Annotated in this window: 14 protein-coding genes and 1 pseudogene; 4 read left to right on the top strand and 11 right to left on the bottom strand. The window is 33.8% G+C overall.

The genetic code is table 11. The features are described from left to right. Window positions 1-46 precede the first annotated feature (46 nt). Genes rnz through KO464_02490 form a run of 3 tightly spaced genes read right to left on the bottom strand, consistent with a single transcriptional unit; the run spans window position 47 to window position 2,228 of the window. Window positions 47-928, bottom strand: a complete 882-nt coding sequence (gene rnz, locus KO464_02480; protein MCC7572238.1) for a ribonuclease Z — start codon at window positions 926-928, stop codon at window positions 47-49. Between the two features lie 36 nt (window positions 929-964). Next, entirely contained in the window at window positions 965-1,639 is a 675-nt protein-coding gene (locus KO464_02485; GenBank protein ID MCC7572239.1) for a hypothetical protein, read from the bottom strand. Window positions 1,640-1,661: 22 nt separating this feature from the next. Next, complete coding sequence (locus tag KO464_02490; protein MCC7572240.1) at window positions 1,662-2,228, bottom strand: DUF2284 domain-containing protein; 567 nt, start codon at window positions 2,226-2,228, stop codon at window positions 1,662-1,664. 50 nt (window positions 2,229-2,278) lie between these two features. Between KO464_02490 and KO464_02495 the strand changes: the two genes are divergently transcribed. Then, the gene (locus tag KO464_02495; GenBank protein ID MCC7572241.1) at window positions 2,279-2,680 is read left to right on the top strand and encodes a DUF371 domain-containing protein; all 402 of its coding nucleotides are present in this window, start codon (window positions 2,279-2,281) and stop codon (window positions 2,678-2,680) included. On the opposite strand, the gene KO464_02500 is transcribed toward KO464_02495, so the two are convergent. The 5 genes from KO464_02500 to KO464_02520 form a co-directional block, all read right to left on the bottom strand. Then, window positions 2,653-3,648, bottom strand: a complete 996-nt coding sequence (locus tag KO464_02500) for a class I SAM-dependent methyltransferase family protein (GenBank protein MCC7572242.1) — start codon at window positions 3,646-3,648, stop codon at window positions 2,653-2,655. The two genes, KO464_02495 and KO464_02500, sit on opposite strands and share 28 nt — an antisense overlap. A gap of 7 nt (window positions 3,649-3,655) precedes the next feature. Next, a complete protein-coding gene (gene pyrH / locus KO464_02505; GenBank protein ID MCC7572243.1) occupies window positions 3,656-4,330 on the bottom strand; it encodes a UMP kinase in 675 nt (224 codons plus the stop codon). A 3-nt stretch (window positions 4,331-4,333) separates the two neighbouring features. Next, a complete protein-coding gene (locus KO464_02510) occupies window positions 4,334-5,002 on the bottom strand; it encodes a CTP-dependent riboflavin kinase (GenBank protein MCC7572244.1) in 669 nt (222 codons plus the stop codon). A 43-nt stretch (window positions 5,003-5,045) separates the two neighbouring features. Beyond that, window positions 5,046-5,498, bottom strand: a complete 453-nt coding sequence (locus KO464_02515; protein ID MCC7572245.1) for a GTP-binding protein — start codon at window positions 5,496-5,498, stop codon at window positions 5,046-5,048. Between the two features lie 141 nt (window positions 5,499-5,639). Continuing rightward, window positions 5,640-6,023, bottom strand: coding sequence for a Rid family detoxifying hydrolase (locus KO464_02520; GenBank protein MCC7572246.1), 384 nt, complete (start codon window positions 6,021-6,023; stop codon window positions 5,640-5,642). Window positions 6,024-6,246: 223 nt separating this feature from the next. On the opposite strand from KO464_02520, the gene KO464_02525 reads away from it, so the two are divergent. Both KO464_02525 and KO464_02530 read left to right on the top strand, forming a co-directional pair. Beyond that, window positions 6,247-7,008 (top strand): SDR family oxidoreductase, encoded by a 762-nt coding sequence (locus tag KO464_02525; protein MCC7572247.1) that lies wholly within the window; start codon window positions 6,247-6,249, stop codon window positions 7,006-7,008. A gap of 59 nt (window positions 7,009-7,067) precedes the next feature. Continuing rightward, entirely contained in the window at window positions 7,068-8,348 is a 1,281-nt protein-coding gene (locus tag KO464_02530) for a hypothetical protein (GenBank protein ID MCC7572248.1), read from the top strand. 1 nt (window position 8,349) lies between these two features. Here KO464_02530 and KO464_02535 read toward each other — a convergent pair whose 3' ends face one another. From KO464_02535 to codA, 3 genes and pseudogenes are all read right to left on the bottom strand, one after another. Further along, window positions 8,350-10,530, bottom strand: coding sequence for a PAS domain S-box protein (locus tag KO464_02535; protein ID MCC7572249.1), 2,181 nt, complete (start codon window positions 10,528-10,530; stop codon window positions 8,350-8,352). A gap of 276 nt (window positions 10,531-10,806) precedes the next feature. After that, window positions 10,807-10,967 (bottom strand): annotated as a pseudogene (locus KO464_02540) (YbaN family protein). A 131-nt stretch (window positions 10,968-11,098) separates the two neighbouring features. Beyond that, entirely contained in the window at window positions 11,099-12,367 is a 1,269-nt protein-coding gene (gene codA / locus KO464_02545) for a cytosine deaminase (GenBank protein MCC7572250.1), read from the bottom strand. Between the two features lie 106 nt (window positions 12,368-12,473). Here codA and KO464_02550 point away from each other — a divergent pair, with 106 nt between their 5' ends. After that, window positions 12,474-13,802, top strand: coding sequence for a Trk family potassium uptake protein (locus tag KO464_02550; GenBank protein MCC7572251.1), 1,329 nt, complete (start codon window positions 12,474-12,476; stop codon window positions 13,800-13,802). The last annotated feature ends 13 nt before the right edge of the window (window positions 13,803-13,815 follow it).

Raw genomic sequence — 13,815 nt, forward strand, 5'->3', positions numbered from 1 at the left:
TAAATTTTATATAAAAAAATAATCTAGAAAAATAGGATTAGTTGAATCATAGATTAAGTTCCATAAAGTCTTCTGCAACTATTGCATTTTCACAGTATTTTTTTGATTCTTCTTCGACTTCTTTTGTTTCGTATCGCTGACTTATATGTGTCAATACAAGCTTTTTTGCAGAAAGAAGCTGTGCAACTTCACATGCTTCCTTTACAGTTGAGTGATAAGTTTCTTTTTTGTCTTCTTGTGATATGAATGTAGAGTCATGGATTAGGACATCACAATTGTATGCTTCCTCAGGAAATATTTCTATTTTCTCTGTATCTCCTGTATAAACTATCTTCTTTCCTTTCTTGGTTTTACCTGTAACTTCATCAATAGAAATTTCTCTTCCGTTTAACTCAACTATTCCGTTTTTTTCAAGTAGCGCGAACATCTCGCCTTTTATTCCAAGCTCATCACAGAGTTTTTTGTTAAATTTACCTCTTGAATAATTTACGCCAAAAACATATCCAATTGCAGGCACCCCATGAGAGACGGGAAATGGTCGTATCCAATAACTATCGAATTCAATCCTCTGGTCAAATACTTCTATGACGTGAATATCGAAATCAGCCGAGAAATAGGGTATAGAAAAAAGTGTCTCCATGTACCCAATAGTATCCTTAGGAACAAATATCTCCAACAGTTGAGTCCTGCCATTTAACTTCATAGATTGAATTAATCCTACAAGGCCCATTATATGATCGGCATGAAGGTGTGTAATAAAGATCTTAGAAATCTTCATAGGTGACACCTTTTTTATCATCTGTCTCTGTGTACCTTCGCCACAGTCAAAAAGCATGAACTCGCCATTATTGTACTGCAATGCCACTGAAGGTGGATTTCTATCCGACGTAGGCTTGGATGCTGAAGTTCCAAGGAATATAAGCTTCATCAGATTTAAGAAAAGAATAGAAGTTTAAATTATTTATTATAAAATTTCTATTTCTACCTCAGCTTTGTCTTGAGATTCAGTAATAACAATGAAATACCAATATCCTGAGTGAGGTACATTATAGCTTGTTCTCATGAAAGGTCCAGTATCTGAAGGCAATTCTATTCCAGTTATTCCTTCTGTGGAAAAAGCAAGAAACCAGTTGGCATTCAAGAATTTTTCATATGCGTCTTCGTCAATGAAGTAAATCGAAACATTTCCTGTTTTAATTTGATATTTAAACTCTAAACTTTGATCTTTAAAGGCTTCTAATCTAATTGAATCGTATTTCTTGTAAGAGTAAACAGTTATAGTTTTTTTAATATTATAATAATTAGATATACTTGAAGGCAAAATTATCTGTTTGGACATTAGAGCTTTACTTAAAGTATAGTCATTTGCATTTAGGCCTAAAATATTATTACATTCCTTAATTCTTTCATTTGCAGTATATGCCAAATAATTGTTTCCTGCCTTAATAGCTTCGTTGTGGGAATATATAAAAAAATCTTTAGCTTTTAAGAAATCCTCAGCCCTCATAAAACTTGCACCTGTGCTGTAAAAATCCTGTGCAACTTGATTCTTCTGCTGGTTATTAAGAGAAGTTACGGTAAAAAGATTAGACAATAACAAAATAAAAGTCATTAGAAAAACAAAGCATATTTTTTTCATGGAAATAATTAATTTCCCAATATTATTTAAACTTATCTTTTATGTCATTAATCAGAATGCAGCCTGTCCAAACAATCTTATCAGGATAAAAATTATTATCAAGTCCAAAATTATCAAGAAGTTTTTGTACATCAATTCCAAGTGACTCAAGAGAAGGTCTTGCCTTGTGTGGATGTTTGCAAGGCTTGTTTGATATTGCCTTGCACTCAATACAAAAAGAACAACTACCTCCGACTAACCCCCAAGCATCAATACCCGTTTGATTGAGAAAATTTTCTAATTCTAATATCCTCTTGTGAAAGTCAATTTTAGACCTCTTGACTTTCATTTTGTCTCGTGTTACATCAAATTCTTCTTTGTATCTTACCAAAATAGCTTTGTTATAATCTCCTAGCCTAGACTTGATTTCTTCAATTGAACCTATAATCGGCGGGCACATGTAATGTTTTCCATAATGCCCACATAAATTCTCATAGCAATACTCCCTAATTCTTTCTTCAGGTATAAGCAAGCATGGATTAAATTCAATGAAGTCTCTAAAGCCTATTTTCTCAGACAATGCCTTTAGCTCTAAAATGTATTCTGACACAATAGTAATTCTAAAGTAAATCTTTTAAGAGTAAAGGTTTCTTTCGAGATATGATCTCCTTTACAGTTAAAGGTCATCCAAAAATTAGTGCAGAGCATAGAAGCACTTTAGAATTTACAAAACAGGGCCACATTTCAGGAAACGGTGATTGTATATTGGGCATATCCTCTGATCACGATATCGGAGATCTTAACAAACTAAATGGAAGACTAGTTTTTGTAATGAATATTGATGAGATCGAAGATTCTTTTGAAGCCACAATCCCAAAAAATCATGAAATATCTGATAAAAAGGAGCTTGTCATAAGAACGTCTTCCTTTGTCTCGAGCAGAACCTATGCTATCGGATCCACTAAAGCATCAATTGACATCGATAGAGAATTAATTCAGGCCCTAAAAGAAGGTAAAGAAATGAAAGTCTCTGTCTATGAAAAGCCAAAGTCTATGCAATAGATATCTGTGTTTGGAGAATAGCTCTTTACAACTCTTTCAGATAGAAACTCTATTTCTTTTTCATGTTTTGTTGATTTTTCTATTATCTTTTTCTTGACTGAAAGGATATTTTCAGAAACTGCATAAAAGTGAACTGTTGCATTTTTGTATGTTGATAGAACATCAGATAAAAACTCAAATGATGAATGCGGAAGATTCATTATTATTCTATCCGGATTTTCAATCTTCTTTATTTCACTTCTTGAATCACCCTGTATTGGAACTATATTGTAAGTTTTATTTAGGGCGATATTCTTCTTAAGATAATATATGGCCATTTCATTGATATCAATTGCATATATTTTTTTTGGTTCCGATTTTTTAGAAATCATTAACGAAAATGGGCCTACGCCACAGAACATGTCCAGAACTATCTCATCTTTCTTAACAAGGGAAGCTATCCTTTTTCGTTCCTCAGAAAGCCTTGGTGAAAAATATACTTTAGAAACATCAAGTAGAATTCTTACGCCAAACTCCCTGTAGACAGTTTCTGTGACGTTGTTCCCGGCAATAAGTTCTAGTTTTGGGACTCTATACTCCCCTTCAATACTATCCTTTCTAAAAACTGCTTTGATGAAAGGGTTTAATTCAAGAAGTGCTTCACCTATAATTTTCTCGTATGGAATAAGATCGTCACTCAACTGTATTAATGCGATATTTCCTATTGCATCAAATGCCCTGAGTTTTGCAAGGAGAGAGTCTGGTATTTTTTTTGATAGTATTTCTCTTAATGAGCTTTTTCTCTTTTCAAGAGGTAAAAAATCATAGTCTATAGTATTGTAGCCATTAATCTCTTCTTTTATAGGTAATAAGACAAAGTCATCATCGTAGGCAATTTTAAAATTAATATCAAGAACTCCAATATCCAAAAGAGTTTTTCTGTGTTTTTCTGCTTCTGACCTAGAAACTCTAACGCCTATCATGGCCATCTAACAATTAGAATATTTCTGTTCCTTTATGCTTTCCCTCTAATACGGACTTTATGTTCTTGAGTTCTTCCTTTCCGCAGACAATGGCCTTTATCTCTGATCTCTTCAGAATTTTTGCCGCCAGTGGATCAATGACTGCATTGACTCCGGCTTCTGCCTTTGTTCCTTCGACAATGTCAAGAAGCTTTTCATGACTAATTTTTTGAAGTTTTTTTGCGTCCGAGAACTTTCGGGGGTCCTTGTCATATACCCCATCTACATTTGTGAATCTCAAGAATAGATCTGCACCTGTAAATTCTGCAAGCATTGCGGATACAGCATCAGTTGTATGTCCTGGATGTGTTCCACCGAGCACAGGAATCTTCCCCAAATACAGGGTAGATAGAGCATGCTTAAAGTCATTTGAAACTTCGGCTGGAGCTTTATCTTCTAAAGCCCCCATAAAGAGAGTAGCATTCAATTTGGCAACTTCCATCCCAAGAAAATCAAGAAATGTATCATCTTTACCTATAGCCTTTAGCGCACCAATATACTCTCTGGCGATTGTTCCGCCTCCAACAACGAGTAAGAATTCATTATTTTTTGAAAGTGAAACAATTTGTTTGGAAACATTCTTAATAAGTTCAACATCTATTTTATCTGGAAAAACAACAGATCCGCCAATTTTTAAAACAATTCTCATAGATTAAACCTCAATTGTGATTCTAACAAGATCACCATCTTTTTTCTTTAAAGCATTTTTAAGATTTTTAGGCGATATAATTTCGACGACATTTGGGGGATGATGCGTCCTTAAAGGAATAATGACCGCTCCCTCCACCTTCTCATCAATCAATGCCTTGTAACAGCGAACATGTCCAAACGACCTCCCCTCGTCAGTGCCTGATTTCAATATAACTGAAGGGTATCGGTCAAGGAATTTTCTAAGCAAGATGTCTGTTTCATCGGTGAGTTTAATATTTAATGTTCCAGGATACGGACTAAATCCAACCCCATCCTCAAACTGTTTTTTATAAAAGGGTCTTGAAACATAATATTTTCCTTCGCCTATTCCAGAAACTATTGTACCATCAATAGTAAGTTCATCATTTTTTTTGTTGAATAGCTCACACATGTCAACGAAGAAAGTCTTTAGATAATTTTTTCCGTGTTCAGTAAGTGTAATTGTCTGCCCTCCTTTTACAAATGTTCTTTCTATAACACCAAAAGATTCCAACTCTTTTAGCCACCTTGAAGCAGTCTGCTGAGATACCCCAAGCTCTTTTCCAAACTCCTTTGAAGAAATATAAACAGAGCCTTTGACCTTACCTTTTTTAGCTAATGTTAAAAGAGGTAAGAGATGGCTGTCTTTCATATATTAAAGATTATTTTAATAAATTTAAAAGGTTATTGGGATTTTATGCAAGAGTCACGAGTGAATGTATTAATTCATTTACGCCATTTCCCATCTTTGCAGACCCGACTATGACTGGAAATCCATTGAATTTTCTTTGTATTGCTTCTGCATCTGCAATATCACTCTTATTCAGAAATATTAGACACGGAATCCCTTTCTGTTTTAATTCCTGCAAAAGGTGTATGTCAAATTCTGAGATATTCATTGTAGAATCCAAAACCATTACCCCTATATTTGCGCCCTTTGATAAGATATCCCTCATGAAGTCAAATCTTTCCTGTCCTGGTGTACCGTAGAAATGGATCTTTCTTCCGCCGATGATTGCCCTACCATAATCCATAGAAACTGTCGTATTGTTTTTATCAATGTTTATAGCGTCGTGCTCTATGGCTTTGATTAGGGTACTCTTACCAGCGTTTTCCTTTCCAAAGACTACAACCTTAACATCTTCCATGATATTCTCCTCTATACTCTAATTATTATTGCTAATCAATATAGTTAACTAATACTATATAAATCTATTGGTATTGTTGAATATAAATGGTAAATAAATAAATAGGTGGAAAAAAATAAGAAGAACCTAGGCTTCTAAAATTTATTTTTTAGATCTATATGCGGTGCATGATATTTCTATATCGGCATTTTTTGGTAATCTTGACACTTGTGATGTGACTCTAGCTGGTTTTATATCTGATGTAAATTTTTTCTCATAAACTTTGTTAAATTTATCAAAGTTATCGAGATCTTTAAGATAAATATCGCACTTAACAACGTCATTAAGGGATAGATTTTCTTCTTTCAAGATTGCTTCGATATTATCAAGAATGACTTCTGTTGCCTTTTCAATGTCATTTGTTACTAACTCTCCGGATTTTTGAATTGGAATCTGCCCTGAAACAAACACAAAGTCTCCTGCAGCAACTGCTTGTGAATAAGGGCCAATTGGAGTTGGTGCATTTATGGATTCCAATTTTTTTATAGAATTACTTTCAGTTGTATCTTTATTAGTTAAACATCCAGAGAGGGGCAATAGTAGAGCAATAATAACTAATACATACATTATTTTCATAATAATCCCTTCTCTCGCCATATTATTCTAAGTTATTTAAATTTTATGGGGTATTGAATGAATCAGAAAATAATAATCGATATACCTCTGAAATCAGATAATTATTTAATTTAGTAAATCCACAATTACTATTATGGAACTCTCCGAAAAGATTATTTTGTTAACAGGTGCAAGTGGGGGAATTGGTAAGCCCATCTTTGAACACTTGAATGGAAATGTTAAGGTTCTAATAGGAAGTGGAAGGAAAAATCTTCAAGATTTCACAAGAATAAAAGAAGATGAAAAGTTCAACTACATGCCCATGGATCTAAACTCAGAGGACAATCTCAAATTCCTTTTTAGTTACATCATTGAGGAATATGGAAGGCTTGATACAGTTATCAATACTATTGGTGGAAGTCTATATTCTCATCCAATTGAAGATTTCCCGATTGAAGAATATGATAAAGTTATTGATACAAATTTAAAAACTTCATTCATGTTAACAAAAGAATCAATAAAGTACATGAAAAGAAATGTTGATCAAGGGGGCAATATCTTGCACTTTGTTTCCTCTTCCTCAAAAGATATCTCACATAACAAAGCCCCTTACGGCATAGCAAAGGCTGGACTTGAAGCTCTAATCAAGTACTCGGCACATGAGGCTGCAAAATATAACATAAAAGTCAACGGGATATCTCCAACTTATGTTTTCACAGAAAGACATGAGAAAGAGATAGAGATACAGTCAAGAAGAACTGACACGTCTATAGAAAAAATAGAAGAAAGGATGATAGAAGGCCAACTTCTAAAAAGAAAACTTTATCCAAAAGATCTATTTCCACTAGTTGACCTATTAATTAACACAGAAGTAATAACTGGAAAGATATACGAATGCACTCTTGGAAAAACATAGTGATAAATTTTACGAAAATTTTATAATATAATGATTTTTTTATTGACAAAGGTGAATCAATGAGAAAATCAGGATTAATTTTGATATTTATTTTATTTTTATCTTTTAGTTTTAATATGGAAGCTATTTATGGAGCAACAATAAGTCTAACTCCTGGACAATCGATACAGATTGCCATAAATTCCGCATCTCCAGGGGATACAATTTATTTATCCTCAGGCATATACGTTGAGAGTTTTACTATAAACAAAAGAGTATCTATTGTGGGCTCAGGCCCATCAACAATTCTTAGAAGGTCAACAAATAATCCCGTAATAAGAATTACTTCTTCAGGTGCAAGTGGTGCCCCTATTCTTATAAAAGATCTTAGAATCGAGCCTGATGGCAGATATGGAATAGAGATCCCAAATGGCCAAAGTATCAGTTATATCAGCTTAGAAAATGTGAGCGTGGTAGGGAGCAATTTATCCCACACAGAAAACGAGATTGGATTTAAAGTTGCAAGTGATGCCAGTATATTTTATCTTTCTATTAAAAATTCTAGTTTTGAATACTGCGATATGGGTTGGTATTTTGCAAAGCATGGTGATTGGTTTGGAGGGAGCATTGTCCAATACGTTACTGTTGAAAATAGTAGCATAAGTTACAATGACTATAAAGGCATCTATGTAGAAAAACTAAGTGACGCACTATTCAGGAACATCAAAGTGTATAATAACGGAACTAAAGACAACTGGAATCAAGCCTGGAATGGAGGATTTGATATAAACTTGAAAGGCATGACATACCAGAACCTTATTTTTGAGAATCTTGATGTTGGGGGAAATGGACTTAGATACAGAGAGGGTGCCGGAGTTATGATAAAGGCAAGAGATGACGGCCCAACTTACGGAACATACCCAGCTTCTCTCAATAACGTACAAATTCTTGGAGGTACATTCTCAAACAATGAAAGAGGTATAAGGTTCGGAGAGCCAAATCAGAATAACTATGGGCCAACTGGAGTTGTAATTAAAGATGCACAAATATATGAAAATAAAAAGAGTTATTCTGGAAGCGATGGATCAATATATGGTGGAGTTTTAAATCATGCTCAAACTATTGTTGATGCAAGATACAACTGGTGGGGGCATATATCTGGGCCATACCATCCCTCTTTAAATTCATCTGGATATGGGAACGCTGTAAGTGACAAAGTCGATTTCAGGCCATGGAACATAAAACAAAGTAAATCGCTTATTCCCATAGAAGGCATTATTAAGCTAGTTGGTGTTGGAAAAGGCAATAGAAATATTGGAGAGATAATAGAAGATTCAAATTCTTCAAACTTAGACAAATAACTTACACATATTTTTTCAAAAATCTTTTTGTATCTTCTGTATCCATCCAGCCTTGATCAAGCATCTTTATGATTTCTTCTATCCTGTCAACTTGTCTCAATAATCTTTCCTTTGTATCGCCTTCTTCAACTTTTACCTGAACAAATCCGCTTAAGATGGCCAAAGGATTTCTTATGTGGTCAATTAAGTGTGCAAAATATTCTATATTCTCATCAATTTGCTTCTTGACCCTCTTCTTCATTGTGATATCTTCAGAAACTTTTATGTAGTTTGTAATTTCACCTTTTTCGTTTCTTATAGGAGATATTGTTGCATATTCCCAATAATATTCTCCATCTTTTTTTCTATTATGGAATTCCCCTTTCCAAGTTGAACCTGAGGATATTGTGTCCCAAAGACTTGTATAGAATTCAGATGGCAAGAAATTTGATTTCATTATCCTAAGATTTTCCCCCAATACATCTTTAGCAGTATATCCAGTAACTTCAACAAATTTGGGATTGGCATATTCAATATTTCCTTCTATATCTGTGATTACGACTATACCTGGACCTTGTTCAATTGCCATGTAAACTTTTTTCAAATCATCTTCTATTAATTTGGCCTCTGTTATGTCTCTAATACTTTCAATTGCACCTATAATGTTACCACTGACATCACGAAGCGTAGTTGCCTTTGCCCATACATTAATAATTTCTCCGCTGGAATTGAATACCTTTGCTTCCCCTTCAATTGTATCTCCTTCTCTTCTTAGATTATCATATCTTATGTCAAATTCTTTTTGAGAATTCAGTATAAGATCGACCAATCCAGGCCTACGCTCACCATAAAATGGTATTGTATATTCGTAATCCCCTTTCCCAATAATATCTTCAGATTTTATGCCGGTCATCTCTTCAATCTTCTTATTCCAAGAGATTACCTTGCCCTCATTATCAACTGAAAAGGTAGCGTCAGGGAGGTAATCTATTATATTCTGTAAAAGGTATTTCGAATCTACAAGTTCATTGTTAGTTTTTATGATATTTGTTACATCATGAACAATTCCAATATACCCCAATAGTTCTCCATTAGAGTTTGTCCATATTGAAGAAGAGAATACACAATCTATTTCATTTCCGTCTTTTCGTTTAAGTTTTATCCCATAATCCTTTAAGGATTTGTTTTTCTCAACTTCTTGCCGAAATTGTTCCCTGTCTTTAGGATTTACATAGAAATTATTGATGTTTGAACCAATCAATTCTTTAAGGTCGCACCCTAACATATCTGCAGCAGCTTGATTTGCTTCAACTATTGTTCCGTCTAATTTTGAAGCCCAAATTGCATCCATTGAGCCTTCAAATAAACATCTTATCCTCTGTTGGCTTTCTTTAAGTTTTTCTTCTGATTTTTTCATATCGGTTATGTCTGATCCAATGCATACAACGTACTCTACATCACCTTGAGAATTTAAAAGAGGAGTTTTAGTAATCTTCAGCAATCTTTTGTTTCCTCTAGTATCAGGTGCCCATTCCTCTGTTTGAAGCGTCTTTTTTTGAGAAAAGACTTCGTCATTACTTTTTATACATGTTTCAGCAATGTCTTTTGACAAGAAATCCTTAAGATTTCTATTATCTAAATATTCTTTACTGTGCCCTAAAAAATCTGCATGTGCTTTATTTACCATTCCGTAAGTTTGATTGTCCTTTAGATACCACACATGCATTTCAATATTATCTAAAAGCAAAGACATTTCTAGATTTTTTATTTCAAGACTTCTTTCATATTCTCTTCGATAAGAGATATCTTCTAGTATACAAAAAATATCGGGAGCATCTTCACCATACTTATTCCCAATTCTTGCAGAAAAACAAACGTCGATTTTCGATTTGTCTTTTTTGATTATTTGGAACTCTACACCGAAAATACTATCAAAAGTTTCTAGTTTTTTTACCGAATTTAAGAAGAGGTCCTTATTATCGGGGGAAATAAACTCTAAAAAATTCTCCCCCATCACTTCATTCCTTTCGTAACCAAAGGTATCCAAAAATTGTTGGCTTACTTCATCAATAATATAATCTTGGGTAATAATGACCGAAGGCATAGGAATGCTATCGTATAGTTCGTACAAATAGTCCAAAACTTCAATTGAATTTCCCTTATCTGCAAGGGCAGAATACTTAGATTTTAAATCAGGAGCCATCCATAATATTTTTTTAGACAACTTTATTAAAGTTATTGATTAAGATTACGAATATCGCAAATGACAACATCTTATTAATTTTGAATATTATTAAGGTCTTTCTCTAAAGTTTTTAGAGTTAAGACATGTATACTAACTCCAATGCCTATAATGAAAAGAAGAATTCTCAAATGAAAATATTGTAAAAAATATATTGAAATACCAAGTGTAGCCCATAAAAATATCAAACTCCCAATCTTCATGTCTCTTTTGACTGCCCCATAATTGATATAATTATTAAAATGGGCCAAATATTTTATGATTAATTAACCAATCATGAAGGTGTTTTGAACTACGAATAAAGCAAAATGAACTAAGCAATAAAAAAGGCGTTGTAGGTAAACTGGAACAAAAATACCTACTACCCCTAAAGCTAAGGAAGTATATCCTGTATAAATTAATGCATATTATTTAACTGTGCTTGTTATCATTATTTTATTTTCCTTTTTATTTTAATAAAATTGAATAGTTGAGTTAATCTATCCCTTCAGAACATACTTCCTAAATAAATTTAATTCTAAATATGCATTTATTTAATAAAGTTTATTTTCTCTTCCTTACCGTTTAGGATAATATTTGTCTCATATGGTTTTGTTTGTGCAATTACCTTTCCATCCTTAATGACAATATATCTTCTAGCAACTAGCCTTATTGCATCGATTGCTGTTGGGGCGTCAAATACAACTAGATCTGCAGTGTTTCCTACTTTAATCCCATAATCATTTGCTCCAAATGCTTTGGCTGAATTTGTTGTGATCATTTCAATTAATCGCATCATTTCATTGTATCCGGACATCTGCCCATAGTGAACAAAAACAAATGCTGCTTGAAGAGGATCCCCAAGGCCCAGGGGATACCAGGGATCCATTATTGAGTCATCAGCTATGCACACATTAATTCCCATTGCATCCATCTCTTTTACTCTGGTGTGCCCTCTTCTTTTTGGATATGTATCAAATCTTGCCTGAAGAACAGAGTTGTCAAGAGGATTTGTGACCATATTTAACTCTGCTCTCTTGATCCACCCTAAAAGTTTGAAGGCGTATGCATTATTGTAAGAATGCATTGCAGTTGTGTGGCTTGCCGTTACTTTTCCGTGATAATTATTCTTTATTGTTTCAGCTGCTAGGACTTCAACAAATCTGGAATGATCGTCATCAGTTTCATCTATGTGAAGGTCAATCATTTTTCCAAGTTCTTTCCCTAAAGAAACAGCAAATATTGTGTCTTTTACTCCGTCTTCTCTTGTCCATTCATAATGAGGTATTCCACCAACTACATCAGCCCCTTTTTCCATAGCTTTCCTCATAAGCTCCTCGCCATCTGGATAGGAGAAAATACCTTCTTGTGGAAAGGCCACTATCTGCAAATCTATATACTCCTTGAATTCTTTCTTTAGGTCTAAAATAGCTTTGAACGCACTTAAGGAAGGGTCACAAACATCTACATGAGTCCTTACACGCGTAACACCATTTGCAATCTCCCACTTCAAAGCTTTCCTTACTCTAGCCTTTACATCTTCTTTAGTTAGACTTTTTTTTCTTTCAGACCATATCTCAATTCCTTCTAGAAGAGAGCCACCTAGATTATATCTCGGTTCACCTACTGTAAGGGCAGCGTCCATATGCACATGTATTTCAACTAAAGGAGGTGAAACGAATCTTCCTTGTAGATCAATTTCTTCGTCACCCTTTGCACCTATACTATTCTTTATCTCTGAAAATTTTCCATCGTTAATCCCAATATCAACAAGATGATTATTATCATATAATCTGGCATTTCTCAAAATTAGATCCATATACTCACCTCATAAAATTTATTTTCAGCTAATATAAATCTAATCTTAATAGTTCAAATTAAGATAAAGAAATATATATAAAAGAAAATAAATGATTAAAAATTAGATGGATAAAATCAATTTAGGAAAAATCTGGGATTATTTAACTCCAATTCAATTACTTGTAATAGGATATCTTTCTATATCCATTATTGGCTCTGTTTTGCTTTCCCTTCCTATATCCTCATCATCTGGAATCTCTCAAAAGTTTATTGATGCTCTTTTCACATCTACTTCTGCCTCAACTACTACAGGACTTATTGTTGAAGACACTGGTAGTTACTACTCAATTTTTGGTCAAGTAATAATAATGCTACTTTTCCAGATTGGCGCACTTGGATACATGATTGGGGTTACACTTATGGTCTTGGGCCTTGGGGGAAAAATATCCATCACAGATAAAATGTTATTAAAAGAATCTGTTAAGAAACCCACGACTTTGGATATGATATGGTTTGTGAAAGTAATAACAATAATTACATTAACTATTGAGGCATTAGGTGCCTTATTTCTTTCAATCTATTGGGCAAAAGATTTTGGATTTATTAAAGGACTATATGTGGGAATTTTCCACTCTGTTTCTGCATTCTGTACAGCTGGATTTTCATTATTCCAAGATGGGTTTATTGGATATCAAAACAGCATTATATTCAATGTAACTATCAGCATTTTATCTATTCTTGGGGCGGTAGGTTTCTTTGTTATCTATGATGTACTTAGATTTGCCAAAGCATCTTATAATAAAGAACAGAAGAAACTCGCAGTCTACACAAAATTTAGTTTTTTACTTACGGCACTTCTAATAGTAATTGGATTCATTATTATTTTCTTGTCAGAAGGCGGTTCTGTAATTTTTTCCTTATTCCAATCAATATCTGCTTCAACTACTACGGGATTTAATAGCGTTGATATTTCCATTATGGGATTGCCAAGTCTTTTTATTATGATGGTCTTGATGTTCATAGGCGCCTCTTCCGGAGGAACTGGAGGGGGTATCAAGACAAGCACTTTTGGCGTATTGATTTTATTCACTTATTATCTTTTGAAAGGTAAAAAGGATGTAAATATATTCAAGAGATTAATAGCGTCAGAAAAAATTGAAAAGTCCTTTGGAATTTTTATAACTTCCATGATTTTTATTGTAGTTGCCCTCTGCATACTACTTTTCAGCGAGGAGTTTAGTTTCATTGCTCTTCTTTTTGAAGTAGTTTCAGCTCTCGGAACTGTTGGGCTTTCCGTTGGAATAACTCCTCACCTTAGTTCAGTTGGAAAACTAGTAATTATATCGCTTATGTTAATTGGAAGGATAGGCCCATTGGCTATTGGATTTTCACTTTTGGGCAAACAGAAGGAAATATCTTTTAAATATCCAAAGGCAGATATCTTTGTCGGATAAGAGAAGTGATTTG

Origin of the sequence: Methanofastidiosum sp., assembly GCA_020854815.1 — an archaeon.
Lineage (GTDB): Archaea > Methanobacteriota_B > Thermococci > Methanofastidiosales > Methanofastidiosaceae > Methanofastidiosum.

What these genes read in the sequence shown, in the direction of transcription:
- pyrH (MCC7572243.1), bottom strand. Translation starts at nt 4,330, where the DNA reads ATGAGAATTGTTTTAAAAATTGGCGGATCTGTTGTTTTTCCAGATAAA.
- KO464_02550 (MCC7572251.1), top strand. Translation starts at nt 12,474, where the DNA reads ATGGATAAAATCAATTTAGGAAAAATCTGGGATTATTTAACTCCAATT.
- KO464_02495 (MCC7572241.1), top strand. Translation starts at nt 2,279, where the DNA reads ATGATCTCCTTTACAGTTAAAGGTCATCCAAAAATTAGTGCAGAGCAT.
- KO464_02510 (MCC7572244.1), bottom strand. Translation starts at nt 5,002, where the DNA reads ATGAAAGACAGCCATCTCTTACCTCTTTTAACATTAGCTAAAAAAGGT.
- KO464_02500 (MCC7572242.1), bottom strand. Translation starts at nt 3,648, where the DNA reads ATGGCCATGATAGGCGTTAGAGTTTCTAGGTCAGAAGCAGAAAAACAC.
- KO464_02530 (MCC7572248.1), top strand. Translation starts at nt 7,068, where the DNA reads ATGAGAAAATCAGGATTAATTTTGATATTTATTTTATTTTTATCTTTT.
- KO464_02515 (MCC7572245.1), bottom strand. Translation starts at nt 5,498, where the DNA reads ATGGAAGATGTTAAGGTTGTAGTCTTTGGAAAGGAAAACGCTGGTAAG.
- KO464_02525 (MCC7572247.1), top strand. Translation starts at nt 6,247, where the DNA reads ATGGAACTCTCCGAAAAGATTATTTTGTTAACAGGTGCAAGTGGGGGA.
- KO464_02485 (MCC7572239.1), bottom strand. Translation starts at nt 1,639, where the DNA reads ATGAAAAAAATATGCTTTGTTTTTCTAATGACTTTTATTTTGTTATTG.
- rnz (MCC7572238.1), bottom strand. Translation starts at nt 928, where the DNA reads ATGAAGCTTATATTCCTTGGAACTTCAGCATCCAAGCCTACGTCGGAT.
- codA (MCC7572250.1), bottom strand. Translation starts at nt 12,367, where the DNA reads ATGGATCTAATTTTGAGAAATGCCAGATTATATGATAATAATCATCTT.
- KO464_02535 (MCC7572249.1), bottom strand. Translation starts at nt 10,530, where the DNA reads ATGGCTCCTGATTTAAAATCTAAGTATTCTGCCCTTGCAGATAAGGGA.